Consider the following 24,725-nt stretch of genomic DNA (forward strand, 5'->3'; position numbering starts at 1 on the left):
GCCATGGGAAAGACGACTGGCTTCATGGAGTGGCAGCGCGTGCCCGCCCCCAAGCGGGAGAAGTCCGAGCGTGTGGGGGACTCGCGCGAGTTCGTCCTGCCGCTGTCCGACGAGGAGGCGAAGCGGCAGGCGGGGCGCTGCATGGACTGCGGCGTGCCCTTCTGTCAGCAGGGCTGCCCGCTGGGCAATCCCATCCCGGACTTCAACGACGCGGTGTACCGGGGCAAGTGGAAGGAGGCGTTCCTCGCGCTGAGCGCCACCAACAACTTCCCCGAGTTCACCGGACGGCTGTGCCCGGCACCGTGCGAGGCCGCGTGCGTCCTCGGCATCAACCAGGACGCGGTGACCATCGAGCAGATGGAGAAGGAGATCATCGAGCGGGCCTTCACCGAGGGCTGGGTGCGTGCCCGTCCTCCGGCGAGCCGCACGGGCAAGCGCGTGGCGGTGGTGGGCTCGGGCCCCGCGGGGCTGGCGGCGGCGGCGCAGCTCAACCAGGCGGGGCACAGCGTCACCGTGTACGAGCGGGATGACCGGCCCGGTGGATTGCTGCGCTACGGCATTCCCGACTTCAAGCTGGAGAAGTCCGTGCTGGACCGGCGGCTGAAGCTGATGGAGGCCGAGGGCGTGGAGTTCCGCTGCGGCGTGGACGTGGGCCGCGAGCCGGGCTTCGCCGCGCTGCGCGAGCAGTACGACGCCGTCGTGCTGGCCATGGGCGCGAGGAAGGCGAGGGAGCTCGAGGTGCCCGGGCGCGAGCTGTCCGGGGTGGTGCAGGCCATGGAGTACCTGGAGCACAACAACCGCGTGGTGTCCGGGCTGGCCACGCTCGAGCCCCGGTTGGACGCGGCGGGCCGGCGGGTGCTGATTCTGGGTGGCGGTGACACGGGCTCGGACTGCCTGGGCACGGCGCTGCGCCAGGGCGCGGCGAGCGTGACGCAGGTGGAGCTGATGCCGGCTCCGCCGAAGGTGCGTGCCGAGGGCAACCCGTGGCCGCGCTGGCCGCTCATCTTCCGCACCTCGTCGAGCCAGGAGGAGGGTGGGGCTCGCGAGTTCGGGCTGATGACGAAGCAGCTCGTGGGCGCGGACGGGCGGCTTCAGGCGCTGCACGCGGTGCGGGTGGAGCTGCACCGTGAGGCAGGAGGAGCGCTCCGGCTGGTGGAGGTGCCCGGCTCCGAGTCGGTCTACGAGGTGGACCTGCTGGTGCTGGCCATGGGCTTCACAGGGCCGGACACGGGGCTGCTCGCCGAGCAGCTCGGGACGAAGCTCACGCCGCGAGGCAACGTGCAGGTGGACGCGCGTTTCGCCACGTCGGTGGACGGCGTGTTCTGCGCGGGTGACGCGAGCCGTGGGGCGAGCCTCATCGTCTGGGCCCTCGCGGATGGGCGCGAGACGGCGAAGGCCGTCGACACGTACCTGACGCGGGAGGAATCCGCGCTGCCGACCAAGGGCAAGGACTGCGCCTTCGGCTGAGTGGATCCAGCCCCGGACTGCCGCCTACTCCGGGGCTGGATCCCCCAACTCTTCTGGCAGGGGGGCTCGAAGGAATCTCAGTCCCTTTGGGAGTTGAATGACTTGAAATCCCTGGCCGGCGATCCTCACACGTTCGCCATCGGTGGCATTTCCACTGGAGAGCCATCCGTCCGCCTCTTCTTGTGTCGAAAACGAATGAGACACTTTGATTTGGTAGGAGGGGTCATGGATGTCTTGGTAGTACTTTTGGAAATCCTTCGTCTTCCCGATGTGGAGGACGTAGAGTAGCGAAACCGCAGCAAGCTGGATTGTCTTTTCCTCTTTTGAGCCCTCTTGGAACTTCTTGCTCGCGGAGTCCAGGGTTCTAAGGGTGTCGTCCAAGTCGAAATCTGGAATGATCGTCATTTCACCACCAGGTCCTTTCACTGGTTCAGAGTGCGAGGGGCGCCAGAATCAACGCGCCAGAGCCGCCAGTTGCAACGACGAAGGCAACACCAGCGACGACAACGACAGTTCCAATTGCGATTTCGGTCTTGTGATTTCCGAGCCAGTCGAGCGCGGCATCAATGTTTGAGAAGTGCAGCTTCTTGTTTTTCTTCTCGCGTTCAGCCTGCTCCTGCTCCTGCTCCTCGATGCACTCTGTGTATTGCTCGCGGCAGATCTTCGTGCAGTACTCATTATGCGGGCCAGAGCCCTTCTTGATGCTCGAGATGGGAGGGGACCTGTTCCAGCACCTGTCGAAGCACTGGATGTGCTCTTCATCGCAATCATGGCCACCAGACCCGCCGATGCCTCCTCCCTCCTCGGAAATGACGTAGATTCTGCGTTCCGGTTGCTGAGTGTGCGCACACCCGAAGTTGACCAGTGCCACGGTCATCAGCAAAACCACTTGTCTCACTTCTCCTCCTGGCATGCTGCCATCAGGTGAGGACGGTAGCACTCCGCTGGAGGGCGCACCCTGTCGAGCCCGGCTTCTGTTGAGTGCCCTACCGCCGTACGCGCCGCCGCGTCACGGGGATGTCCACGATGGGCGCGGGGCTCCCCTCCGTTCCTGGCGCCGGCGCCCTGCGCACCCCGAGCACCAACGTGCTTCCCTCGGCGCCACGGATGCTCTGGATGGCGTCCGTGAAACCGAGCTCCACCACCGGGCGTCCGTCGATGCGCACGATGCCGTCCCCCGTCATCAACCCCGCCTCTGCCGCGCCTCCTCCCGGGAACACCTGGCCCACCACCAGCGCATCCTCTCGCGCCGCCAGCACCGCCCCGATTCCCACCATCTCCAACTGCGGCTCCTCTCCCTCCTCCGTCTTCCTCAACTCCAGCAGCCGTGGCGGCGTGGCCTCGGGGCTCACGTTGATTCCCGAGATGAGGCGGCTGTGGTGCCGCTCGGCGGACACGTACAGGGTCATCTGGCCCGTCGGCAGACCGTCGAGCGTGAAGTTCCCCTGCGCATCCGTCAGGGCGTCGTAGCGCACCGACAGTGCTCCCGCTCCGGTGCCGATGCCCTCGACGGAGACGCTCGCGCGCTCCAGCGGAATGCCCGAGCCCTCCTCCACCACCTTCCCCGTCATCTTCGCCCCACGCCCGAGCGACACGTTCGCCGTCACCGGCCCCGAGGCTCCTTTCGGTACCTCCACGCCAACCTCCGACGGGGCGTAGCCATACGCGGCCGCCTGCACCACGTAGCTCCCCGCCGGCACTCCCGCCAGCTCGTAGCGGCCCTGGGCGTCGATGAACGAGAGCTGCGTGAAGACCTCACGCTGCAAGGGGCCTCGCTTCGTGAACACGGCCAGGGTGAAGGAGGGCATGGGCTTGCCGGTGGCCGCGTCGCGCACCGTGCCCACCAGCCTCGCCCCCGGCGCGAGCGTCAGCACCAGGTCCTTCCTCCCCGCCGCCACATCCCGCAGCTCCCCGGGTGACAGCCCCATCAGCCGCGCCGTGACGTCGTAGCTCCCCGGCTCCAGGCCCTCGACCGTGAAGCGTCCCTCGTCGTCCGTCACCCGCTCGTAGCCGAGCTCGTCTCCATACCTCTTGGGCCATGCGCTCGCGGCGGACACCACCGACACCAGCGCCCCGGGCACGGCCGTTCCGCCCGCATCCACCACGCGCCCCTCCAGTGACTCACCCAGTGGCGCGGCCTCGGGGCCCGCGCGCTTGCCCAGCTTCAACACCAACCGGCGTGCCAGCACCGTCGAGGGCGTCACCTCGGCGCGGGCGGAGGCGTGGGCCGGGTGGCGCGCCTCCACGACGGCTCCCTCGGGCCCGTGGAAGCGGAACTCCCCGCGCGCATCCGACGTGTAGTGGTCCGACGTCGGGAAGAGCACCGACTCCCCGCCCCGGCCGGTGAGCACCCGCACCCGCGCTCCGGCCACGGGCTGCCCGTCCGGGCCCTCCACCCGCCCCAGCAGCTCCACCTCGGGCGTCAGGGCGAGCACGATGTCCGAGATGCGCTGGCCCGGCACCGCCGTGAAGCGGATGGGGCTCTGTCCCCACTCGGGACCGAAGGGCAGGTGGCCTCGTGCCGTCACCACCGCGAGCTGCCACGTGCCCGCCGTGCTCGGGACGAAGCGGAACCGTCCACTCGCATCCGTGCGCGCCGACGTGGCGCCCCCCGCCCCCGCGAAGGTCAGCTCGGCGCCTCCCACCCCTTCTCCCGTGGTGGCCGAGATGACGCGGCCCTCGAAGGCCCCATGCGGCTCGGCCGAGTCCTCCGCCCGGGTGGCGGGCACCAGACGCGTGGGCAGGGCCGTCGCGGTGGGGGCGGGCTCCGGCCTCGGTGCCGTTTCCGGGACGGTGCGGGTGGCCGCGGGCTTCGGGGCCGCCGCGCTCGCGGTCCGCGGGGCCTGGGGCTCCTGTCCTCCGCCGCGTCCCCGGAGGACGAGCAGCAGGCCTCCCACGAGCACCAGCACGATGACGAGCCACCCGAGTGTGCGCTTCCGATCCATGGCTCGGAAGGCTAGCGCAACCCCCGGGACCTTCTTATAGCTTCGCGCCGCTTCAACCCCCAGGAGGCACGTTCATGAAGGTCTACGGTCATCCGTTCAGCACCTGCACCCGCAAGGTGCTCACCACGCTCGCCGAGAAGGGCCACGAGGCCCAGTTCGTACTGGTGGATTTGATGAAGGGCGAGCACAAGGCGCCCCAGTACACGGCGAAGCACCCCTTCGGCGTCATCCCCTTCTTCGAGGATGACGGCTTCACCATGTACGAGTCCCGCGCCATCATCCGCTACCTCGATGCGAAGCTGCCGGGGCCCAAGCTCACCCCGAGCGACCTGCCCTCGCTGGGCCGCATGGAGCAGTGGCTGAGCGTGGAGCAGTCCTATTTCTCTCCGAGCTCCATGGCCATCATCATGGAGATGTTCTTCAAGCCCATGCGCGGCGAGAAGCCCGACATGGACAAGGTGAGCAAGGGCCGGGATGGCACCGCCAAGGCGCTCGACGTCGTCGACCGGGCCCTCATGGCGCAGGCCTACCTCGCGGGCGACACGTTCTCCCTCGCGGACATCTCCTGGCTGCCCTACCTGCAGTACCTCTCGGCCACCCCCCACGGCAGCCTCATCACCGAGCGCCCGCACGTGAAGTGGTGGTGGGAGCGCATCAGCACCCGTCCCTCGTGGAAGAAGGTCACCGGCTAGTCCTGTAGCTCGTACCGTCGTCCCCGTCGTGACCGCGCGGGTCCGGAGGAGCGCCTCACGGTGTCCCGGACCCGCCCGGTCCTGCCCGAGGGCCGGGATGCACTGGAGCGGACCGCTCTCCTGGCTGGACGCCCGGCTGCCGCCAATCCGTCAACGTGGATGCGGACAAGTGCGCCTCCGGACGTTATCTTGGAGGTCATGCCGAAGGCATTACCGCAAAAGTCCACTTCCCTGCCCGGCAACTGGCTGCGGCACTGGCTCACCCGGGAACAACTCCACCTGCTCGCGGGCGAAGACATCTACTCCCGGGGCAGGTCTCTGGCCGCCAAGGGGCGGGTCCGCTCCTGGTTGGCGGTGGCGGAGGTGCTGCACGGAGAGGTCCGCGGCCGCGGGGGAGGGCATCTCCCGGTGTCGGTGTCCGCCAACGAGCAGGGCCTGCTCGGCAACTGCCCGTGTTCCAGCTTCCAGGCCTCCCGCCTCTGCGAGCATGTGGTGGCGCTCGGGCTCGCCGTCCTCGCGGCCATCACTCCCGAAAGTGGGACGGGCTCGCCCGCGGGTCAGGAGGAGGCACTGCCGCGCTCTCCCGAGGAGGTGACAGCCTGGTTGGAGGCCCACCACGTCTCCCACCTGCGCTCCGTTTCCGCCTCGGAGCTGGACTCCCTCCTGCCGCGGGGGTTCGCCGTCTCCCGCCGCCTCTACCACCTGGATGGATACCCGGTCACGTCCCTCCTGGACGGCTCGATGCCGCTGCCCGAGGGCTGGCCCGAGAAGGATCGGGACCTTTATAGGCGGGCCGCGTGGCTCCGGGCCCGCGCCGAGGCCCAGCGCGTGAGCCTGGGGCTGGAGTTGGAGCGCACCCGCCGTGTCCATCCTCCGCCCACGGATGCGCGGCTCGTGCCCCTCGTGCAACTGCTCCAGCGGGAGCGGGCCCGGGTGCGCGAGCACGCCGTTCCCCGCCTCCTGCCCGACAACGAGTTCATGCTCCGCTTCCCGGAGAATCGCCCGATCGCCCACGTCCATGAGTCCGGGTATGGGCTCTCCAGGACCCCCCTCTTCTCGGAGCACGCCCATCACCGGTGTGTGCGGCTGAATCTGTCCCAGCTCCTCGAGGAGGAGGAGGGCGCCCTCACGTGCTCGACGTGTGCGCCGCGGGGCCCAGCGCGCTGCCACCACACCCTCACCGCGCTCGACTTGCTGCTCGCCGCGCTCGGGGACTCGCGGCGGGCGGTGGACAACGCGCGGCTCGCCGACCGGCTCTTCGTGGCGCCCAGCCGGGAGCTGCTGGCCGCCATGGACAGGGTGGGCCTCGAGCTTCCGGGCCCGTCAGGAGTCGCCTGCCACCGCCTCCCAGGTGAGCTTCCGCCTGGGGGGCTTCGACGAGGGGGAACCGCGCTTGCGGCCCTATCTCCACCGGCCGCTCAAGCGCGGCGGCCTGTCCAGGGGAACGCAGGTGGCCCTGCGCGACGAGCCCGAGGCCCGGGCCTCCCTCGTCTCCCCCGAGGAGGTGGAGGCCTTCGAATTGTGCCGCCTCGTGGTGCGCATGCATGAGCCGGGAGATCGCCGGCGGGTGCTCGTCCAGGCGCTGAAGCTGCTCGAGCACCACCCCCGGCTGGTCCTCGAGTCGAAACCGGAGACGCCGCTGCGGGTACGCAGCGCGCCGCTCGGCTTCGCCATCGAGGAGGGCGAGGAGGCGCGAGAGGGGCTCCGGGTACGCCCCACCATCGGGGGCGAGCCAGTCCCCCTGCGCACCGTGCACGGGTTGATGGTGGGGCGTCCTCCCTTGCCCTGGCTGTACGTGGAGCACGAGCTGCCCCGGGTGACGCTGGTGTCCGCCTCGCCCGAGGCCCTGGCGGTGTTGGAGCCGGTGGCGGAGTACGGAGGGCGGTTGCCCGCCTCGGCGCGCGCGGAGCTGCTGCACCGGCTCGGCGGGGTGGAGTCGGCCTTTCCCGTGTCCCTTCCCGCGTCCATGGAGGCGCGCGAGGTCCCCTCCGCGCCCGGACTGTTGCTGCGCCTGCGCCCCACGGGCGGGGAGACGTTGGAGGGCGCGCTGCTCGTCCGGCCCCTGCCCGAGGCCCCGCCGCTGGTGGTGGGCGAGGGCGCCGACGTCGTCCGGGGCCTGCGGGGCGGTGAGCGCGTGCGGGCGCGGAGGAACCTGGAGGCCGAGCGCGCCGAGGCCGCCGCGCTGCTGGAGCGGCTGGGGCTGCCGGCGGAGACGCACGGCCGCTTCACCCTGGAGGGCCCGGAGGCGGCGCTAGGCTTCCTCGAGCGGCTGGAGCCCCTGACGGGCCCCTCGCTGCGTGTGGAGTGGGAGGAGCGGCCGTGGAGCCTGGTGCGCTCGCCGGATGCGCGGGGCCTGAAGGTGGAGGTGCACCGGGAGCGCGACTGGTTCGGCGTGCGCGGTGGCGTGGACCTGGAAGGCGAGCGCGTGGAGCTGGCCGTGCTGCTGGATGCGCTGCGGCGCGGGCACCGCTACGTGCCGCTGGCGCCGGGGCGGTGGATGCGGCTCACCGAGGCGCTGCGGGAGCAGCTCGCGCCCCTGGTGGACGTGGCACACCCCTCCCATGGCCAGTGGGAGGTGAGCGCGGCGGCGGCGTCCGCGCTGGACGGGCTGGCCGAAGCGGGGGCCCACGTGGAGGCTCCCCCGGACTGGCGTCAGCTCGCCGGACGCATCCGCGAGGCGCAGAAGATGAAGGTGCCCGTGCCCTCGCGCCTGAAGGCCCGGCTGCGCGACTACCAGCGCGAGGGCTTCGTCTGGATGGCCCGGCTGGCGGCCTGGGGCGGGGGCGGGTGCCTCGCGGACGACATGGGGCTGGGCAAGACGCTGCAGGCGCTCGCGCTGCTGCTGCACCGCGCGGAGGCGGGCCCGGCGCTGGTGGTGGCGCCCACCTCGGTGTGCTTCAACTGGGTGCGCGAGGCGGCGCGCTTCGCTCCCTCGCTGAAGGTGCACGCCTACCGCGAGGCGGAGCGCGAGGAGCTGCTCTCCGGCCTGGGCGCCGGGGACGTGGTGGTGGTGAGCTACACGCTGCTGATGCGCGAGGCCGGGCGCTTCTCCGAGGTGTCCTTCGCCACGCTGGTGCTGGACGAGGCCCAGGCGGTGAAGAACCCGGACACGGCGCGGGCGAAGGCGGTGCGGGCGCTGAAGGCCGAGGCGCGCATCGCCCTCTCGGGCACGCCGGTGGAGAACCGGCTGTCGGAGCTGTGGAGCCTCTACCGGCTCGTCTTCCCGGGGCTGCTGGGCAGCCGCGAGTCCTTCCGGACGCGTTTCGCCGGGCCCATCGAGCGGACGAAGGACCCCGAGGCCCGCGCGGCGCTGGCGCGGGTGGTGCGGCCCTTCCTGCTGCGGCGCACCAAGGGGGAGGTGGCGCGCGAGCTACCGCCCCGCGTGGAGACGGTGGTGCCCATCACCCTGTCCGAGGGCGAGCGCCGGCTCTACGAGGACACGCGGTTGGCGGCGCTGGCGCGGCTGGCGGACGCGAAAGGCCCGAAGAAGCGCTTCGAGGTGCTGGCGGCGCTCACCCGGCTGCGGCTGGCGGCCTGTCACCCGAGGCTGGTGGACGCGGACTCGCCGCTGGCGTCCTCGAAGCTGGAGCGCCTGTTGGAGGTGGTGGAGGCGGTGCGCGCCGGGGGAGGCCGGGCGCTCGTCTTCAGCCAGTTCGTCAAGCATCTGGCGCTGGTGCGCGAGGCGCTGGAGGCGCGGGGCGTGCCGCTGCGCTACCTGGACGGCCAGACGCCCGCGGCCGAGCGGGAGGCCCAGGTGGCGGCCTTCCAGCGGGGCGAGGGGGACGTCTTCCTCATCTCGCTCAAGGCGGGAGGCACGGGCCTCAACCTCACCGCGGCGGACCACGTGCTGCACCTGGACCCGTGGTGGAACCCGGCGGCGGAGGACCAGGCCACGGACCGGGCGCACCGCATCGGCCAGACGAAGCCCGTCACGGTGACGCGCCTCATCTCCGAGGGCACCATCGAGGAGGCCATCCTCGCGCTGCACGAGGAGAAGCGGGACCTCGCCAACAGCCTGCTCTCGGAGGCGGACGGGGCGGCGGCGCTCTCCACCGAGCAGCTGCTCGGGCTGCTGCGCTACGGGGCCGAGGGGGAGGCTTCCTCCGGGGCCGTACCCGCCGTGCGTCCCCGCTCTGACGGAGCGAGGCATGTCACGGGAATGACACCGGGATGACACGGCTTCGGGATACGTTCCGGCCATGCGCATCCCATGGCACCGGCTGCCTTCTTTTCCGCTGCTGTTCGTGGTGTTCATGACCGTCTTCGTGCTGCTGTTCGACGTCTTCGCCCTGGGGCCCATGGTCCGCCAGGTGCTGACGGCACGGTACGCCCGGCACGACGGGCACCATCGTCCGCAGTGAGGTCGAGAAGCGCGCGGACGGCAAGGACGGCTCCACGAGCCATCACTTCTCGGTACTGTACAGGTATGAGGTCGACGGGCTCCTCTTCGAGAGCTCCACGGTCAGCGGCTCCCCCACCCTGGAGTTCTCGAGTGCCTACTCCCTGCGGGACCGCTTTCCCGAGGGCGCCGCCGTCCCGGTGTTCTACCGCCAGGGAAATCCCGCCCACGCCGTCCTCCAGAAGGGCCTGCGGCGCGGAGACCTCTTCCTGCTGTTGTTCATGACCCCGTTCAACCTGTTGGTGCTCATCGGGTGGGACCAGGCGGCGCGGGCCCGGCGCCAGCGCCAGTCCGTGCGCTCCTTCATCGTCAAGGGCCGCACGCATGTGTCGCTGGCGGTGACGGGCACGCTGGGGGCCACGCTGCATGGCATGATGTTGGCCAGCTTCGCGGCGGCCGTCGCGGCGTTCCCGAGCGGGTTCGAGTCGTCGTGGCGGCTGCTCGGAGGGTGCTGGGCCGCCGTGGGCCTCACGGGGGTGGCCACCGCCCTGTGGTATGGGGCGAAGCTGCACGCGGGCGAGTTCGACCTCATCCTGGATGAGCGGAAGGAGCGGCTCTCGGTGCCGGCGATGTTCGACCTCTCGGAGCGGCTCGAGCTGAAGATGGGCCAGCTCCTGTCCGTCACCATCGCGGAGCACATCGAGAAGGACCCCGAGGGAAAGCCGGTGTCGAGGTGGCGTCCCACGCTCACCTTCACCACGGGCCCCGGCGAGAGCGCGAGCGTCCCCCTGGCCCACTACGTGGATTCACACCGGGCCGAGGTCCTCGTGTTCTGGCTGCGGAGACGGTTGCGGTTGGACCGCGGCGAGCAGCCCGTTTCCGCTACCCAGGCCGCGTGAGGACGCGGTAGCCGGTGGGCTTCACCCCGAGCCGGGTGAGCGCCAGCCGGGCCCTCGGGTGGAGGAAGGTGGCCAGCTCCACCTCGCGCTGCCGGGCATAGCCGCTCCTCACGGTTTCGGGGGCGTAGCCCGGGTGGCACATCAGCTCGATGACGCCCGCCTCGGGCAGCGTGGCGAGGTGCTCCTCCAGGCGCTCCAGCGTCCACCAGGCCTCCGCCCCCGCCTCCCCGAGGAAATGGTCGTTGGTGCGCACGCCGTGGGCCCGCAGCGCGCGGCGCATGTCCGGGCTCGTGGAGCGCACGGGCAGCCGGAGCGCGCGGGCGGCACGCGCCAGGCCCTCGAAGACGCCGGGGTGCTGGTGCAGGTGCTTGTGCACGTCCACGTGCGTGGCGGGCTGGCCGAGCAGCACGTCCAGCCGCTCCAACTGGGCGAGCGCCTCCGCCTCCACCACGTCCGGCGGCAGGTGCGGGGCGAGCGGCTCCGAGAAGGCCCCGCCCTGGAGGGACTCGCCGGGGAAGGCGGCCCACACGGGCAGGCCGCGGGAGAGGTTGAAGTGCAGGCCGATGGACAGGCCCCGGGCCTCGTGGGCGGCGGCCTCGGCGTAGGGCGTGTTCACCATCAGCGTGGCCGAGGAGACGATGCCCTCGTGCATGGCGCGGAGGATGCCCCGGGTGACGGCCGGGTCGTACCCCAGGTCGTCGGCGTTGATGATGAGGGCTCGCCCCGGACCGCTCACCCCGGAGCCCCGGCGGGCTCGCGGCCCCTCACCACGCTGAGCAGCAGTGCCCCCAGCCCGAAGAGGATGGTGGCCAGGGCCACGAGCGCCCCCAGCACGGGCACGCGCCCCGCCAGCGTCAGCAGCACCAGCCCCAGCAGCAGCGCCACGGCGAGGTGGGCCCCCGTCTTGTGGAAGCGCTCGAGCAGCCACCGGCCGAGGAACAGGCCCACCACCGGGAAGGACAGGGCGATGGCGAAGGCGTAGAGGGCCATGATGAAGAGGCCGAGCCACCAGCCGCCGATCAGCATGCCCAGGATGAAGATCAGGGTGGCGAGCAGTGGGATGCCCACGAAGAGCGCGGCGCCCCAGCCCAGGCTCGGCAGGGGCCGCTGGCGCAGCATGGCCGTCACCCGGCGCGCGAAGCGGGGCGCGAGCAGGGCGAACAGCAGCCCCAGCGCGAACAGCCCCACGAGCGAGCGCAGCCAGAAGTAGACGCCCAGGAAGGGACCCCGGCTCTCGGCGTGCCGGGCGGGGAGCTGCTCCACCGAGCCCGTCACGACGGCGCCCGAGGCGATTTGCGCATCCCGCTCACTGCGGTAGCTCAGGTTCCCGTTGACGCGGGCCTCGTTGGTGAGCCGCACCGTGCCCGCCTCCGCGTGCATGTCCTGGCCCACCGGGGCCGACAGCGTGAGCGTCCCCGCCGCCGCCCGCAGCTCGCCCTGCACCGGCGCGTAGACCCGGGCATCGCCGGAGGCCAGATAGAGATCCTTCCCCACCTGGGCCTCGGGGGTGAGCCGCAGGTTGCCGGCGGCCAGGACGGCGTCCTCGCCCACGGGCCCGGTCACGGTGAGCTCGCCGCCCGCGGCCCGGAGGCTGCCGCGCACCGCGCTGGAGATCCGGTTGTTCGAGGCGGCGGACATCACGTCCCCCTCCACGGTGCCGGAGATGTCCACCTGCTGCCCCGCGGTGATGAGATCGCCCCGGATGGTGCCCTGGATGTTCACGGTGCGGCCGAAGGCATAGAGATCCTCCTCGATGACCTCCTGGGGGCCCACCTGCACCACGTCCCCGCTGCGGAACTCCGCGGCCAGGGCCATGCCGGGCACCAGGGCCCAGAGCACCAGCAAGGAGGGGAGCCAGGGGAGCCAGGGACTCCGGTACCGCTCGGCCTTCGTGGACATGATTCAGCCCTCCCGCGTGTGACGGTCCATCTTCAACGCTGGAGGTCCCCCATCCACCGGGCAAGGTACCTGGAGCGGCCATGCCTTCCGCCGCAGGCCCCATCGCCCGGCGCCCGGCGGGCCGCGCTCAGGGCCTCGGGTGGGCCTGGAAGAAGAGCCACATCTGCTCGGTCGCGTCGAGGTCCTGCGTGGTGTTGCCGAGGCCGGCCTCCGGAGGAATGAGGCCCCCGGGCCATGTGTGGCCACCGCCCTGCACGGTGCAGAGCGTGACGGCGGTGCCCTGGCCACAGTTGGTGAGCGTGCTGCAGGTGCTGTCGCCCTGGTCGTACGTGGGGATGGCGCCGGTGAGACAGACGTTGAGGTGGGCCCAGCGCGCCACCGATTCTTCCGCGGAGCGGTAGGGTCCGCCGAGGAAGGGAATGGTGCCGCCCCCGTAGCGGATGACCTGGTCGTCGGTGCCGTGGAAGTGCATCACCGAGACGGGGCGCACGGGCGAGCACGGCTCGAAGCCCGCCATGCCGGCGATGGGCGCGATGGCGGCGATCTGCCCCGCGCGCTCGCAGGCGAGCCGGTAGGAGAAGAAGCCGCCGTTGGACAGGCCGGTGGCGTAGATGCGTTGGGTGTCCAGGCACAGGCGCGTGTCCAGGTCCGCGAGCATCGCGTCCACGAAGGCCACGTCGTCCACGCGGGGCGTGGCGAGCTGCGCCGGGCCACAGCAGATGCCCGCGTTCCAGCTCCGCGTGTCCGCGGATTGAGGGTCCGTGGTGCCGGCGATCTCGTTCTGGTTCAGCCCGCGGGGATACACCGCGATGAAGCCCCGGGCCTCGGCCTGCGAGGACATCCGGCTCACGTCCTCCTGCTCCTGCTCGTCGGAGCCGTAGCCATGGAAGGAGAGCACGGCGGGCGTGGGCCTCGCCGGGTTGTAGCCCCGGGGGACGTAGACGTGGAAGAAGCGGGTGCGCCCCTCGTGCGTGAGGGACCAGTTGTAGGTGCCGGGGCCCACGGTGAGCCCGCTGCAGGAGGCGCGCTCGGGAAGCGGCGCCGGGGCGGGAGCGGCGGGCGGACCGTAGTCGGGTATCTGGGGAGGAGGCTCGGGTTCGGGCCCCGCGGTGCGGCCAGGACATGCCGCCGTGAACAGCAGCGCGGCGGCGCCGAGGACATTCAGCAGGCAATGGCGAGAGTTCATGGCGCCCACAGCTCTAAGGAGCCGGGGCGCACTCGTCAGCAAGCGACTTCGCCTTCTCGGGGAATCGAGCCTCCAGTGAACGCTTGAGCGCATCCACATCGTTCACCCGGCCCGCATGGGCGAGCACCTGACAGAGCGCGGCGAGGGCGCGCGGGTCCTTGGGCTCGAGCCGGTCCGCCTCCCGGTAGGCCCGCTCGGCGCCGGAGATGTTGTCCTGACGGAAGAGGACTGCCCCCAGGTAGTAGTGGGCGAGCGCGAGCTCCTTGTCCTTGCGCAGCGCGCGCCGAAGCAGGGCCGCCGCGTCGTCGAGCTTCTGCTGGCGGTAGCGCACGAAGCCCAGCTCCGCGAGCGCCCGCGCGTCCTCGTTGCGGCGCGTCCACGCCCCCAGCACCTCCGCGGCCTTCTCGAGCTGCCCGTGGTGCGACAGCAGCAGGCCGTAGCGCGGCGCCACCTCGGCGTCGCGCGGGTGCTTCTCGTACGCCTGGGCGAGGGCCGTGATGGCGCCGGGCAGATCTCCCTGGCGCTCGCGCAGCGTGGCGAGGGCCAGCCGCGGGCGGACGTCCTCGGGAGCGAGCGCCTGGGCCTGCTCGATGGCGCGCTCGGCGCGGCGGCCCATGCTCAGCTCGGTGCTGGCGCGCGCGGCGAGCAGGTGGGACTCCACGTCCTTGGGGAAACGCTCGACGAAGGCCTCGGCCACGTCCAGGGCGGCCTGGGGCATTCCCGCGGCGAGCAGCAACGCACCGGCCCGGGCGAGCTGGGCCGCGTCGGCGCGCTCGTCCCCGCCCAGGCCCTTGAGGGCGGAGACGCGGGCATCGGGGTCCGTGGTGGCCTCGGCGGCGGCGAGCCGCTCGGCGGGCGGTGGACCCTGGCGCGGGAGCAACAGGGCGGCACCACCGCCCAGCACGAGCAGTCCGCCGAGCACGGCCACCCCGGGCAGGAGCCCGCGCTTCCTCGCGGGAGGGGACGCGGGGGTCTCTCCGGGAGCGGGGGAGGGGACGGCCGGTGGCGGCGTGCGCGGGCTCGTCGAGGCGCGCGTGGGCGCGGCACCGGTGGTGGGTTGGGAAGGGTCGGCGAGCCGGGCGCGGCGGAGGGCCTGGCGCTTCGGGTCTCGGTCGAGCGGGAAGAGCGCCTCCACGTAGGCGGCCACCTGCCCGGAGGAGGCGACTTCGGCGGCACCGCCCACGTGCTCGATGGCCTCGGTGAGGCGCTGGAGGCTCTCGAAGCGCTCGTGGGGCTCTCTCGCGAGCGCCATGAGGCAGATGCGATCCAGCTCCGGCGGCACGGACGGGTCGAGCTCGGTGGGAGGACGGGGGCGGCCCTCGGCGATGCGCTGGAGCACCGCGTCCGTGGTGAGGCCGGTGAAGGGCCGGCGGCCGCAGAGCTGCTCGTAGAGCATGACACCGGCGGCGAAGACGTCGGCGCGGTGGTCCACCGAGCCGCCGATGATCATCTCCGGCGACATGTAGAAGAACTTGCCCTTGAGGGTGCCGGGCTCGGTGCCGGAGCCGATGGACTCGGCGCGGGCGATGCCGAAGTCGATGACCTTCACCGCGCCGCTGACGCCGACGTGGATGTTGTCCGGGGTGAAGTCGCGGTGGACGATGCGCAGCGGGCGGCCGTCCTGATCCACGGCGCGGTGGGCGGCATCGAGTCCCCGGCACGCGTCCACGAGGATGCGCAGGGTGATGCCGAGGGGGACGTGCTGGCCGCGCTCGGCGGCCTCCTGGCGCAGCTCGGCGAAGGAGCGGCCCTCGAGCAGCTCCATGACGATGAAGGGCTCGGTGCCCTCGACGCCGAGGCTCGAGGATGGAGATGACGTTGGGGTGGTGGATCTGCTCGGTGATGCGCGCCTCGTTGAGGAACATCTGGACGATGTGCCGGTCCGAGAGCAGGTGGGGCAGCAGCCGCTTCACCGCCACCGCCGGACCGCGCGAGCCGTCCTCCTCGATGCGCCGTCCGAGATACACCTCGGCCATGCCGCCCGTCGCGATGCGAGCGCTGAGACGGTAACGGCCGAACCAGGACGCGTTGCTGCTGTCGGAGACCACGATGGGGGCAGGTTACACCGGAGGCCCATGCCCAGCACCCCGCTCGTCCTGCTCGCCCACGCGGCGGCCACGCTCTTCATGGTGGGGCTCATCTGGTTCGTCCAGGTGGTGCACTACCCCCTGTTCTCCCGGGTCGTGGGCCCGCCGCGCTCACCCCCCACCCGGGGTGAATCCGGCCCTGCCCTGGGTGGGCCTCGCCCTGGCGGCGGCTCGTCGTCACCCACCTGTTGCGCACCGCGTTGTGGACCGGACGCGGGGGGTTGATCCTTTTCGTGCTGTGGCGCGCCATGACGCGTCCGGAGTGCTAACCTACCGCCCGGTCGGCGTCCGGGGGCGGGGCGCGCTGACGTGATGGTTTCGGACAAACCGGAGGGACGGGTGGGCACGCTCCTGAAAGGTGGCATCGTCGTCGAGCTCGAACCCGCGTGTGTCGAGCGGGTGGACCTGCGCATCGAGGGAGAGCGCATCGTGGCCCGTGGGCCCGATCTGCAGGCCTCCCCGGATGACGAGGTCATCGCGCTCTCGGGCAAGCTCGTCTTCCCGGGCCTGGTGAGCGCTCACCAACGCCTCTACGCCAGCCTCGGCCGCGGCATGCCCCGGCCCAAGTTGGACGGCTACGAGGAGCTCCTCGAGAAGGTGCGCTGGCGCTACGAGGACGCGCTGGACCTGGACGCGGTGCAGGTGGCCGCGACCGCTGGCGGCCTCGAGGCCCTCCAGTGCGGCACCACCTCGCTCTTCGATTTGCACTCCTCGCCCAAGGCCGTGCAGGGCTCGCTGCTGCGGGTGGGGCGCGGGCTGCACGAGGTGGGCCTGCGCGGGGTGCTGGCCTACGCGGTGACGGACCGTCGCGGCGCGCTGGGACGCGAGGAGGGCCTGGAGGAGACGGTGGCCTTCACGCGCAAGGCGCGCGGGCGGCTGCGCGGGCAGGTGGGCGCGGCCCCGCTCTTCACCGTGAGCAAGGAGGGCCTGGAGGGCATCGCCGAGGCCGTGAAGAGCACCAGTGCGGGGCTGCACGTGCCGCTGGCGGAAGATCCCCTCGACGAGAAGCTGTCGGTGGAGCGCTATGGCTCCTCGCCGGTGATGCGGCTGGTGGACGGCGGGTTGCTGTCGCCGCAGGCGCTGCTGGCGCACGTGGGGCACCTGGCGTGGCCCGAGCTGGCGCAGTTGCTGCCCACGGGCGCGTGGCTGGCGCACACGCCGCGCTCGAACATGGAGGCCGAGGTGGGCTACGCGCCCGCGCTGAAGTTCGGCCACCGGGCGACGCTCGGCGCCGACAGCGTGAGCGCGGACATGTTCGCCGAGGCCCAGGCGGCGTGGCTGCGCTCGCGCGACGCGGGACAGCCCATCGACGTGCTGCGCTACCTGGCCAACGGGCAGCGCCTGGCCTCGCAGGCCTTCGGGCTGCAGGTGGGGCTGATGCGCGACGGCGCGGTGGCGGACCTACTCATCATGGACTACCTGCCGGCCACCCCGCTGACGGCGGAGAACCTCGCCTGGCACGTGGTGTTCGGCCTGGGCTCGCGCCATGTCGAGTCGGTGATGGTGGACGGCGTGTGGCGGGTGTGGGCGCGCCGGCCCCTGTCGGTGAACCCCACGGTGGTGGCGGAGCAGGCGCGCGAGGCCGCCGCGGCGGTGTGGGCCCGCATGAGCGAGAAGTAGGGCCTCCGGGTTGCGCCGCAACCGGCGAAGCCGTTAACTCGGGGGATGCTCATTCCCACGCTCGTAGCGGGCTTCCTCGCGGGAGCCACCCCCCAGGTGGGGGACGTCGCGCCGGACTTCACGGTGGAGGACACCGCCGGCAAGTCCTACACGCTGTCGGAGATGGTGAAGCAGGGCCCGGTCATCCTGGCCTTCTTCCCCAAAGCCTTCACAGGTGGTTGAACCCGCGAGCCTCTCGGCGTACCGCGACCGTTACGCGGAAGTCGAGAAGCTCCACGGCCAGGTCCTGGCCGTCAGTACCGATGACAAGGAGACGTTGGCGAAGTTCAAGGAGTCGCTGAAGGCGCAGTTCCCGTTCATTCCCGACCCTGACGCGAAGCTGACGAACCTCTATGAGGTGAAGACGCCGGTGTTGAAGCTGGCCAACCGCTACACGTTCGTGATTGGCGAGGACCGCAAGGTGCTCAAGGTGGAGTCCGGCAAGGACGCCATCGATCCGACCGGGGCGATCGTGTCCTGTCCCATCCGCAAGCCGAAGGCGGACGCGGGCACGGAGGCGGCGAAGGACGCCGGCAAGGACGCGAAGAAGTAGCGCCCGGGACGCCAATCCCCTCTCCCCTCGGGAGAGGGACGGGGTGAGGGTGCCGGAACTCCCGGGTTCCGGCACCCTCCGTGTTCCAGGGGTGGAGTGAATCCATGCGCATGCGTGGACTGCGAGGCCCGGCGCCTGTGCCTGCTGGAGCCCGCGGTGGGATGACCCGGGAAGTCACGGAGGCCGTGCTACTTCCCCGGTCATCTTCTGTGATAGGCCATGGGGCATGCTCCCCCTGCTCTGGTTGTTGCTCGCGGCTCCCGCGTCTCCCCCCGGCATGTCCTCCCCCGTCGACCCGGCCTTCCTGTCATTGGCCCGGGAGGTGGAGACCGCACTGCGTGAAGGAAACCCGGCCGCCCTGGATGCGCGGCTCGATGGGGACCAGTTCCTCCAGCGCGTGACGCGGGGCCTGCCGGTCTCGAGGGCCTTCCTCGAGGAGCTGGCCCGCGACGCGCGTGCGAACGGATGGCCCCTGGGCCGCCGGTTGTTGGGCTCGGGTGGGCAGGGCCTTCGTGTCCGGCTGCTCCAGGTCCGCATGCGCGGGCGCACGCCGCTCGCGCTCTTCCGCGTCCTGTCCGACTCCGGGTTGAACTACCTCGAGGCTCGAATTGGGCCGCAACGGCCGGAACGAGGCCGTCATCGTCGACCTCTTGCCGTTCCGGGAAGGAGAGCGCCTCGGCGAGTCGATGTGGCGGGTGTTCCTGCTGGCCGCGGCCGAACGCGGGCAGTGTCTCACCCGGAGGCTGCGCGGCCCGGAGCGGGATTGGGTGGAGGAGCTGCCGCGGCTGCGGCGCATCGAGCGCCTGCTCGGAGCGGACCAGGACCGGGAGGCCGTGGAGGAGATGGACCGGCTCGCGCCGCGGGTGCGTGGGGATCGGTTCATTCAGCGCCGGCGCCTGGAGGTGCTCGCGTCGCTGGACGAGGCGGAGTACGCGCTGGGGCTGGTGGCCTTCGAGAAGGCCTTCCCCAAGGATCCGCTGCTGGACCTGTTCGCGCTGGACAACCCGCTGCTGCGCGGAGACAGCGCGGCGATGATGGAGGCGATCGACCGGCTCGACAGGAGGGTGGGGGACCCCTACCTGCACCACCTGCGGGGCCAGGTGAGGCTGGATCAGGACGACCTGGAGGGGGCGAAGCGCTCCTTCCAGAAGGTGCTCGAGGCGGAGCCGGCGCTGCTGGAGCCCCATGTGGAGTTGCTGCGCCTGGCCATCGAGGAGGCGGACCACGCGGGCGCGGTGCGCCTGCTCGAGGCGATGGAGCGCCAGTGGGCAGGGAGTCTGATGCGGGTACGTATCGAGGACGGACCCGTGGCCAGGGCCTTCCTGGAGTCGGCGGAGTACAAGGGCTGGCTCGAGCGGCAGCGCGCGCCCAAGGCCCGGGACGGCGGGTCCGAGGTCGCGGGTCCCGCCGTTCCCTAGAGGACCTCGGGAATTCAATCCTCGAAGACGAAGCGTTTGACGGCCACCAGGGGCACTCTGCGCGGCAGCCGGGCGTAGCCGGGTGGCCCCACCTCGGTCTCATAGGCGCCATCCGGGTTCATGAGGTTGAAGCACACGGGCATCTCCCGTCCATCTGGCAGCTTCGCCTTGTCCCAGCGGCCGAAGACCTGCTTGCGCCCTTTGTTGTTCGTCCCGTTGCCGGTCACCCACAGCCGGCCGTACAGCACCGAGCCCTCCGGCAGGTCGCCAATGCTGTCGTCGAGACTGCTGATGATGGGGCCGTCCGTGAAGTTGTCCAGGGCGTTCCTACGGGGCTTGGTGACATCGAGCCACGTCTCCTGGCCGTCATAGAGGTCGATGCGCAGGGACTTCATGGCGGCGAGGGCCTCGGGAGGGCAGGGGCCGCGCTGGGGTTTGATCTGGGCGCCCGCGCAGGCGGTTCCGCCCTGGACCAGGCAGATCAGCAGCGCTCGCTTCCAGGCATCGGAGGAGGCCGTCTGGGGAGGGGAAGGCCGCTGCTCGGGCTGGGGGGTTCCAGGTCCGTTCTTCTTCTTCATCGACGCATCATCCTTCTGTCGCACCGGAGGGGTGGCCGCGGGGGCGACTCCCGCCGGGGAGGGCGGGGCCGCGGTGGGCGCAGTGTCCGGTGCGTCTGCCCCGGGCGCCACTTCCTGAACCGCTGTGGGCGGGTGGTTGATGGCTACCTCGGCGGTGGGGTGGGCGGGCAGGAGAGGAGAGGGCTCCCGCTCGCCCCACGTCGTCACCTGCGGTGTGAGGAGGAGCACCGCCGCCGCGAGGGCCAGCAGGGCCGCGAGTCCCACGGAGCGGGGCCTTCCTCCAGCGCTGGGGCCGCTCCGGTGACGGAGGGGGCGGGGGCGGAGGGGGCTGCTCCCGCACGGGAGGCGGGGAAGGCCGACGGATGCTCCGCCTGGACGTCGCCGCTCCCTCTGGCACCTCGGGGGAGGATGTCTCGTCCCACTCGAAGACGCTGGCCTCCCAGGGCTCGCGCCCTCCGAAGGTGACGGCCGCCAGCAGCGCCGCATGGGCTTCCTCGCCATCGCGGTAGCGCGCCTCGGGGTGCCGGGCCATCAGCCGCATGACGGCGTCGCTGAAGGCGCGTGGCACCCGGGGGTTGACGTCCACGGGCGCCGCCGGCTCCCGGTGCGCGATGTCCAGGTACAGCATGAACTTCAGGTCCGCGGGCGGGAAAGGGTAGTGCCCCGTGAGCGCCCGGTACAGGCACACCCCCAGCGCGTACAGCTCGTCCGCCGGGCCGTAGGTGTAGCGCGCCCGGGGGTTGTCCTCCTTGGCCAGCCAGAAGCACGCGGCCTCGGGGCTGCGCAGGTGGGCGGTGCCGGGGGGCAGCGGCGTCTCGGTGAGCGTGCCCGCCCCTTCGTAGTCACCCGAGCCGAAGTCCACCAGCACGGGGCGCGTGTCCGTCTCCCGGACGAGCAGGTGCTCGGGCTTGAGGTCGCGGTGCAGCACGCCTCGCTTGTGCAGCGTGCCCAGCGCCAGGGCCGCTTCCGCGACCACGTACGCCAGGCGCGCGAAGTCGGGGTTGTGCTCCTCCACCCAGAGGTGCAGGGGCAGGCCGGGCACGAGCTCCAGCACCAGGAAGGTGTGTCCCCGGGCCGGGTGGGGCCAGCGGCCGGTGCCATGGCAGCGCACCACGTTGGGGTGCACCGCCTTGTCCATGAGCAGGGCCGCCTCGCGCCCGGCCCGCACGTCCGCGGGGTTGAGGAACACCTTGATGGCGCAGAAGGTGCCCGGCTGCTCCACCGACTCCGCACGGTAGACGGCCCCGTAGCCTCCCACCCCTAGCTTCTCTCCGAGGCGCCAGCCGGCCACCACCGTGCCGGGCTCGAGCCATGCCACGTTCAGGGGCGGCCCGTTCATGTCCCATCGCTCCCCGTTCACAGTTCCAGGTCTCCGGCCTGCACGGTGTGCCCACCGTTCCGCTCCCGCAGCTCCAGCCGGAGCGTCTGGGGCTCCGTGCCGGAGACGCGCTCCACCTCGAAGGCCACGGTGCGCCTCTCCCCCGGGACGAGCTGTATCCCCTCCATCCACACCGGGAAGCGGCCCACCACGCCACCTCGCGCATCCAGCAGCCACGCCTCGCCCGGTCCCCAGGGCTTCGTGGCCGCCGGGGACAGCTCCAGCGTCATGGACACCACGGCCAGCGTCTCGGCGAGGTAGAGGGTTCTCTTCCCAATGGAGACCTCGTCCTCCGGGGTTGGTGCGTGGGAGTCGTTCCACCACGTGACGGTGACGCCGCCGCGGCCCAGCCGTCCCGAGAGCACCAGCCGCGCGAACAGTCCGGGCTCCTCGGTGCGCGTGGCCTCGGGCTGTGCGAGCCCGGGCTCGGGTGTCACGGTGGGCGTGCCCGGCTCGCCGCTGTGCTGTTCGAGCACCGCTGGGCCGAGCGGGGGGATGAAGCGGAACGTGGGGGGAGCGCCCGGGGTGGGGAGTCCCCGCGCAGCCGGTGGGGAGGTGACCTCTGGAATGACCTCCTGTGTGGGGCGGGGCCGAGGGGAGATGACCTGGGGAGGCGGGCGGTCCGGCGGGTCCGCGGACAGGGCGGCGAGCAGGGCGAGGTGACCGCAGAGGGTGGGCAGCATGGGCCGGGACCTTCCTGCCGCCGAACCTGCGAGGTCAAGCCGGAATGCGCGGAGATGTTCGCCTCGAAAGCGGGCGGGAGACCTGCAACCGCGCCCCTTCTTGTGAAGCGGCCCGGAGGCAGGCACCTCCGTTAGCGACGCTGGCCGGGGTTCACTTCGCTCCTCTCTTGGCCCGGGTCGAATTCCCATCTGCCTTGCGCACCGAGTCGCCCGTGCGGTTGAGGCGGTGGGCACACGGATCCACAGTTCATCGTGCCGCTGCGCGTGCGGGCCGAGGTGGACTGCGAGGCGCGGCGCCTGCGCCTGCTGGAACTCGCGGTACTGTAAGCTGGGAATGGGTAGGCTGCGGATGGCGGAGCGGCAGTGGGTTCAGCCAAGACGCGAAGGCTCATCGTAGGTGCGCCTGTAGGAGGGCGACGAGATGCTCAAGACCCGGCTCGACAATCAGGAGGGCCTGTATCGGGAGCTCAAGGCGTATTACTCGTTACAGCACTCAGCGTCGTGGACGCCCAGCCGGGATGAGTTTGGCGTCCGGGACCCGAATCACAACATCACCCGGAGTACCCTCGACAGCACGCGAAGGAGGGTCTTGGCCCAGCTTCGGAGTGCTGGCTTCAAGGATGTCGAGGACTTTGAGAGGTCCATCAGCGAGTTTCTTTCCTCCTTCCAAAAGGCGGCGCTGGCGATTTCCTTGGGCATGCTCGCCAGCTACGAGCAAGTCCTCCAGAAAGAAAAAAGCAGATACCTGAATCGCTCGAATGCCATGGCGTTGCATCAGGCCCTGAGCCATACCCGTGCAAGGGAGTACTACAGCCAGGCGGTTGCGGCTGAGCGGGATGCTCGCTCGATCAGACCCGATCCCGACCTGCACCGCTACATGCCGGGCGAGTTCAAGATGAAGGTCGACTCCCAGCAGAGGGCCTCGGAGGCTCGCCGCCTGGCCGAAGTCGAATTCGCCAAGGCCGCGGAAGCGCATCCGCTCCTGCGCAACAAGGATTTGGAGCGAGAAAGTCTGGCCAACGCTTCTCCTGCGGAAGTGCAGTCGGTGATGCTGGATTACATCCAGGCACGTTTGAAGGACGTTGCGGAGACCCGGAAGAACCTCACGGGAAATTCCGTGCTCGTCTTCAAGCTCGATGCGCTTCTGCGAGCCACCTACGCGGTGATCGGCATCGCTTCCGGCTCCATCTATGATCTCATCCTCCAAGACCGTATCCGGTCGATCCAGGGTCAAGAGGCCATCATCGCACTGGCGCTTGGCGTCCTGGCCCTTGCCGCTGGCCTGTTGTCGGCAGGTGGGGGAACGGTCGCGGTCCTCGCAGTGGGCGCGGGCGTGGGCATTGGCGTGGGCGATGCGCTGATGGCGCTCAGACAATACGAGATTCAATCCGCGGCCCACGGAGCCCAGCTCCTGTCGGATGACCCCTCCTTGGGCTGGGTGATCGTCGCGGTGCTCGGAGCGGGGGGCGAACTGGCCATCGTGGCAGCGGCCATCAAGGCGATGAAGCCGGCCGTCTTGCTCTTCAACAAGAGTGGAGATCTCGTTCAGCTCGAAAAGGGCCTCAAGGCTCTTCCCCAGGTCAAGAGCGAGTTGCGTACCCAGATCTTGAGTGCCGCCCGTCAGGAGCATCAATACCAACAGGTCGCACGTCGGACCGCGAACCAGGAGGTCACCCCAGGCACTCCGGGACGCGGGCTCTTTGGCAAGCAATCACCCGCGCCGAGCGGTCCCCTCAGTCCTGAGCTTCCAGCAGCTGTACCTGCGGGAGCTCGAATCCAAATGGTTCCGGACCAAGCTGTCCGCCTATGCGAAGCTCATCCGCAAGGATCCCATCGATTGGGATGCATTGATCAAGATGGTGCAGACCGCGGAGTTCCGAGAGTACGCAACCGTCCAGCAGATGCTTCTGAGCGGTGGATACGCCGGTTACTCCGAAGGAAGGCTGGTTCTTGGAATGAGCAGGCTCATTCGCAAGATTCCCATCATCGGACGTAGCGCCATCCAGCATGAGCTCGTCCATGTCTTCCAAGAGCTTTCCATGGGCATGTTGAAGAGGGAGTCCACGGTGGGGCGGCTTCCCTACCTGGAAGTGCTCAAGGCGGAGACGTCCGCCAATCTGTTCGGCTCGCCGGCCCTCATCATCACGTTCGTCGGCTTCAACGTGGTTGTTGATGGCACGGCCATCTACATCTACTCCGAGTTCTTGCGATAGGCCTGGTTCATGCCGAATCCCTCTTCCTCTTCAGGACTCGAGTCATCTGACAGCAGTGGCCCCGGGTGCACGGTGCTGTTGCTGCTGTTCGTCATCTGTATGGCGGGTCCTCTCGTTTCGCTCGGACTCGGCGGCCCATGGGCAGGCGCTGGTGCATCAATCCTCGCGGTGCTCGGCTGGTCGTACCTTGGGCTGCGTCCAGCGCCAGGACTGATTCCAGGGCTCCTCTCCGTAGCGGTCTGGCTCCAAGGCGGAGGGGTGCTCGTTTATTGTGGAGTCCGTATCGTGCGCTCGCTGCTTGCGGCGTAGCGCGCCACACTCGAGGCACTCGCCTCCGGCGACCGGCGCGTGGGAGTCGTTCCACCAGGTGACGTGACGCCGCCGCGGCCCAGCCGTCCCGAGAGCACCAGCCGCGCGAACAGTCCGGGCTCCTCGGTGCGCGTGGCCTCGGGGTGTGCGGTCCCGGGCTCGGGTGTCACGGTGAGCGTGCCCGGCTCGCCGCTGCGCTGCCCAAGAACCGTCGGGTCGAGCGGGGGGACGAATCGGAACGTGGGGGGAGCGCCCGAGGTGGCGTGGCCCCGCGCAGCCGGTGGGGAGGTGACCTCTGGAATCCCCCCTTGCGTCGAGCGCGGTCGCGGGGAGATGACCTGGGAAGGTGGGAGGCCCGGCGGGTCCGCGGACAGGGCGGCGAGCAGGGCGAGGTGACCACAGAGGGTGGGCAGCATGGCC

24 protein-coding genes and 2 pseudogenes are annotated in these 24,725 nt (G+C 70.6%); 14 read left to right on the forward strand and 12 right to left on the reverse strand.

Features of this window, described 5'->3' with window-relative positions; genetic code table 11:
* Nucleotides 1-3 precede the first annotated feature (3 nt).
* Nucleotides 4-1,467: a glutamate synthase subunit beta gene (locus tag ACN28I_RS37760; RefSeq protein WP_420946749.1), complete on the forward strand. Its 1,464-nt coding sequence runs from the start codon at nucleotides 4-6 to the stop codon at nucleotides 1,465-1,467.
* A 24-nt stretch (nucleotides 1,468-1,491) separates the two neighbouring features.
* Here the strand turns inward: ACN28I_RS37760 and ACN28I_RS37765 are convergent, their stop codons facing one another.
* The 3 genes from ACN28I_RS37765 to ACN28I_RS37775 form a co-directional block, all read right to left on the reverse strand.
* A complete protein-coding gene (locus ACN28I_RS37765; protein WP_420946750.1) occupies nucleotides 1,492-1,872 on the reverse strand; it encodes a hypothetical protein in 381 nt (126 codons plus the stop codon).
* 25 nt (nucleotides 1,873-1,897) lie between these two features.
* A complete protein-coding gene (locus ACN28I_RS37770; protein ID WP_420946751.1) occupies nucleotides 1,898-2,365 on the reverse strand; it encodes a hypothetical protein in 468 nt (155 codons plus the stop codon).
* Nucleotides 2,366-2,453: 88 nt separating this feature from the next.
* A complete protein-coding gene (locus ACN28I_RS37775; RefSeq protein ID WP_420946752.1) occupies nucleotides 2,454-4,412 on the reverse strand; it encodes a carboxypeptidase regulatory-like domain-containing protein in 1,959 nt (652 codons plus the stop codon).
* 74 nt (nucleotides 4,413-4,486) lie between these two features.
* Between ACN28I_RS37775 and ACN28I_RS37780 the strand changes: the two genes are divergently transcribed.
* The 6 genes and pseudogenes from ACN28I_RS37780 to ACN28I_RS37805 all read left to right on the forward strand — a co-directional run bounded on the left by ACN28I_RS37780 (nucleotide 4,487) and on the right by ACN28I_RS37805 (nucleotide 10,342).
* Nucleotides 4,487-5,104: a glutathione S-transferase family protein gene (locus ACN28I_RS37780; protein ID WP_420946753.1), complete on the forward strand. Its 618-nt coding sequence runs from the start codon at nucleotides 4,487-4,489 to the stop codon at nucleotides 5,102-5,104.
* A gap of 198 nt (nucleotides 5,105-5,302) precedes the next feature.
* Nucleotides 5,303-6,652 carry a hypothetical protein gene (locus tag ACN28I_RS37785; protein WP_420946754.1) on the forward strand — a complete coding sequence of 450 codons (1,350 nt, stop codon included), beginning with the start codon at nucleotides 5,303-5,305 and terminating at the stop codon, nucleotides 6,650-6,652.
* Nucleotides 6,653-7,859: 1,207 nt separating this feature from the next.
* Nucleotides 7,860-9,278, forward strand: coding sequence for a DEAD/DEAH box helicase (locus tag ACN28I_RS37790; RefSeq protein WP_420948792.1), 1,419 nt, complete (start codon nucleotides 7,860-7,862; stop codon nucleotides 9,276-9,278).
* Nucleotides 9,279-9,303: 25 nt separating this feature from the next.
* Entirely contained in the window at nucleotides 9,304-9,465 is a 162-nt protein-coding gene (locus ACN28I_RS37795; protein WP_420946755.1) for a hypothetical protein, read from the forward strand.
* Nucleotides 9,452-9,634, forward strand: a pseudogene (locus ACN28I_RS37800) (hypothetical protein); the annotation flags it as partial. The gene ACN28I_RS37795 and the pseudogene ACN28I_RS37800, both read left to right, overlap by 14 nt.
* Nucleotides 9,635-9,643: 9 nt before the next feature.
* Nucleotides 9,644-10,342 carry a hypothetical protein gene (locus ACN28I_RS37805; protein WP_420946756.1) on the forward strand — a complete coding sequence of 233 codons (699 nt, stop codon included), beginning with the start codon at nucleotides 9,644-9,646 and terminating at the stop codon, nucleotides 10,340-10,342.
* On the opposite strand, the gene ACN28I_RS37810 is transcribed toward ACN28I_RS37805, so the two are convergent.
* The 4 genes from ACN28I_RS37810 to ACN28I_RS37825 form a co-directional block, all read right to left on the reverse strand.
* Nucleotides 10,326-11,078, reverse strand: coding sequence for a carbohydrate deacetylase (locus ACN28I_RS37810; protein ID WP_420946757.1), 753 nt, complete (start codon nucleotides 11,076-11,078; stop codon nucleotides 10,326-10,328). The two genes, ACN28I_RS37805 and ACN28I_RS37810, sit on opposite strands and share 17 nt — an antisense overlap.
* Nucleotides 11,075-12,241 (reverse strand): hypothetical protein, encoded by a 1,167-nt coding sequence (locus ACN28I_RS37815; protein ID WP_420946758.1) that lies wholly within the window; start codon nucleotides 12,239-12,241, stop codon nucleotides 11,075-11,077. Before ACN28I_RS37815 ends, ACN28I_RS37810 begins: the two co-directional genes overlap by 4 nt.
* Nucleotides 12,242-12,368: 127 nt before the next feature.
* On the reverse strand, nucleotides 12,369-13,427 hold the full coding sequence (locus ACN28I_RS37820) for an alpha/beta hydrolase family esterase (protein ID WP_420946759.1): 1,059 nt from the start codon (nucleotides 13,425-13,427) through the stop codon (nucleotides 12,369-12,371).
* Between the two features lie 13 nt (nucleotides 13,428-13,440).
* Entirely contained in the window at nucleotides 13,441-15,192 is a 1,752-nt protein-coding gene (locus ACN28I_RS37825) for a protein kinase domain-containing protein (protein ID WP_420946760.1), read from the reverse strand.
* A gap of 41 nt (nucleotides 15,193-15,233) precedes the next feature.
* On the opposite strand from ACN28I_RS37825, the gene ACN28I_RS37830 reads away from it, so the two are divergent.
* From ACN28I_RS37830 to ACN28I_RS37845, 4 genes and pseudogenes are all read left to right on the forward strand, one after another.
* On the forward strand, nucleotides 15,234-15,437 hold the full coding sequence (locus tag ACN28I_RS37830) for a hypothetical protein (RefSeq protein ID WP_420946761.1): 204 nt from the start codon (nucleotides 15,234-15,236) through the stop codon (nucleotides 15,435-15,437).
* A 65-nt stretch (nucleotides 15,438-15,502) separates the two neighbouring features.
* Entirely contained in the window at nucleotides 15,503-15,739 is a 237-nt protein-coding gene (locus tag ACN28I_RS37835; RefSeq protein ID WP_420946762.1) for a hypothetical protein, read from the forward strand.
* 114 nt (nucleotides 15,740-15,853) lie between these two features.
* Entirely contained in the window at nucleotides 15,854-17,134 is a 1,281-nt protein-coding gene (locus ACN28I_RS37840; RefSeq protein WP_420946763.1) for an amidohydrolase family protein, read from the forward strand.
* Between the two features lie 45 nt (nucleotides 17,135-17,179).
* Nucleotides 17,180-17,726: pseudogene (locus tag ACN28I_RS37845) on the forward strand (peroxiredoxin family protein).
* Nucleotides 17,727-18,033: 307 nt separating this feature from the next.
* Here the strand turns inward: ACN28I_RS37845 and ACN28I_RS37850 are convergent.
* Entirely contained in the window at nucleotides 18,034-18,366 is a 333-nt protein-coding gene (locus tag ACN28I_RS37850) for a hypothetical protein (RefSeq protein WP_420946764.1), read from the reverse strand.
* On the opposite strand from ACN28I_RS37850, the gene ACN28I_RS37855 reads away from it, so the two are divergent.
* Nucleotides 18,335-19,144: a hypothetical protein gene (locus tag ACN28I_RS37855; RefSeq protein WP_420946765.1), complete on the forward strand. Its 810-nt coding sequence runs from the start codon at nucleotides 18,335-18,337 to the stop codon at nucleotides 19,142-19,144. The genes ACN28I_RS37850 and ACN28I_RS37855 overlap by 32 nt on opposite strands.
* Before the next feature lie 14 nt (nucleotides 19,145-19,158).
* Here the strand turns inward: ACN28I_RS37855 and ACN28I_RS37860 are convergent, their stop codons facing one another.
* From ACN28I_RS37860 to ACN28I_RS37870, 3 genes are read right to left on the reverse strand one after another with little or no spacing between them, the layout of a single operon-like run.
* Nucleotides 19,159-19,722, reverse strand: coding sequence for a hypothetical protein (locus ACN28I_RS37860; RefSeq protein ID WP_420946766.1), 564 nt, complete (start codon nucleotides 19,720-19,722; stop codon nucleotides 19,159-19,161).
* Between the two features lie 7 nt (nucleotides 19,723-19,729).
* Nucleotides 19,730-21,061 carry a serine/threonine-protein kinase gene (locus ACN28I_RS37865; protein ID WP_420946767.1) on the reverse strand — a complete coding sequence of 444 codons (1,332 nt, stop codon included), beginning with the start codon at nucleotides 21,059-21,061 and terminating at the stop codon, nucleotides 19,730-19,732.
* Between the two features lie 17 nt (nucleotides 21,062-21,078).
* The gene (locus ACN28I_RS37870; RefSeq protein WP_420946768.1) at nucleotides 21,079-21,783 is read right to left on the reverse strand and encodes a DUF2381 family protein; all 705 of its coding nucleotides are present in this window, start codon (nucleotides 21,781-21,783) and stop codon (nucleotides 21,079-21,081) included.
* 421 nt (nucleotides 21,784-22,204) lie between these two features.
* Here ACN28I_RS37870 and ACN28I_RS37875 point away from each other — a divergent pair, with 421 nt between their 5' ends.
* Both ACN28I_RS37875 and ACN28I_RS37880 read left to right on the forward strand, forming a co-directional pair.
* Nucleotides 22,205-23,779: a hypothetical protein gene (locus ACN28I_RS37875; protein WP_420946769.1), complete on the forward strand. Its 1,575-nt coding sequence runs from the start codon at nucleotides 22,205-22,207 to the stop codon at nucleotides 23,777-23,779.
* Between the two features lie 43 nt (nucleotides 23,780-23,822).
* The gene (locus ACN28I_RS37880) at nucleotides 23,823-23,996 is read left to right on the forward strand and encodes a hypothetical protein (RefSeq protein ID WP_420946770.1); all 174 of its coding nucleotides are present in this window, start codon (nucleotides 23,823-23,825) and stop codon (nucleotides 23,994-23,996) included.
* Nucleotides 23,997-24,262: 266 nt separating this feature from the next.
* Here the strand turns inward: ACN28I_RS37880 and ACN28I_RS37885 are convergent, their stop codons facing one another.
* On the reverse strand, nucleotides 24,263-24,721 hold the full coding sequence (locus ACN28I_RS37885; protein WP_420946771.1) for a hypothetical protein: 459 nt from the start codon (nucleotides 24,719-24,721) through the stop codon (nucleotides 24,263-24,265).
* Nucleotides 24,722-24,725 lie beyond the last annotated feature (4 nt).

The sequence above is a fragment of the Archangium gephyra genome, assembly GCF_049060025.1.
GTDB classification, from domain to species: Bacteria; Myxococcota; Myxococcia; order Myxococcales; family Myxococcaceae; genus Archangium; species Archangium gephyra_A.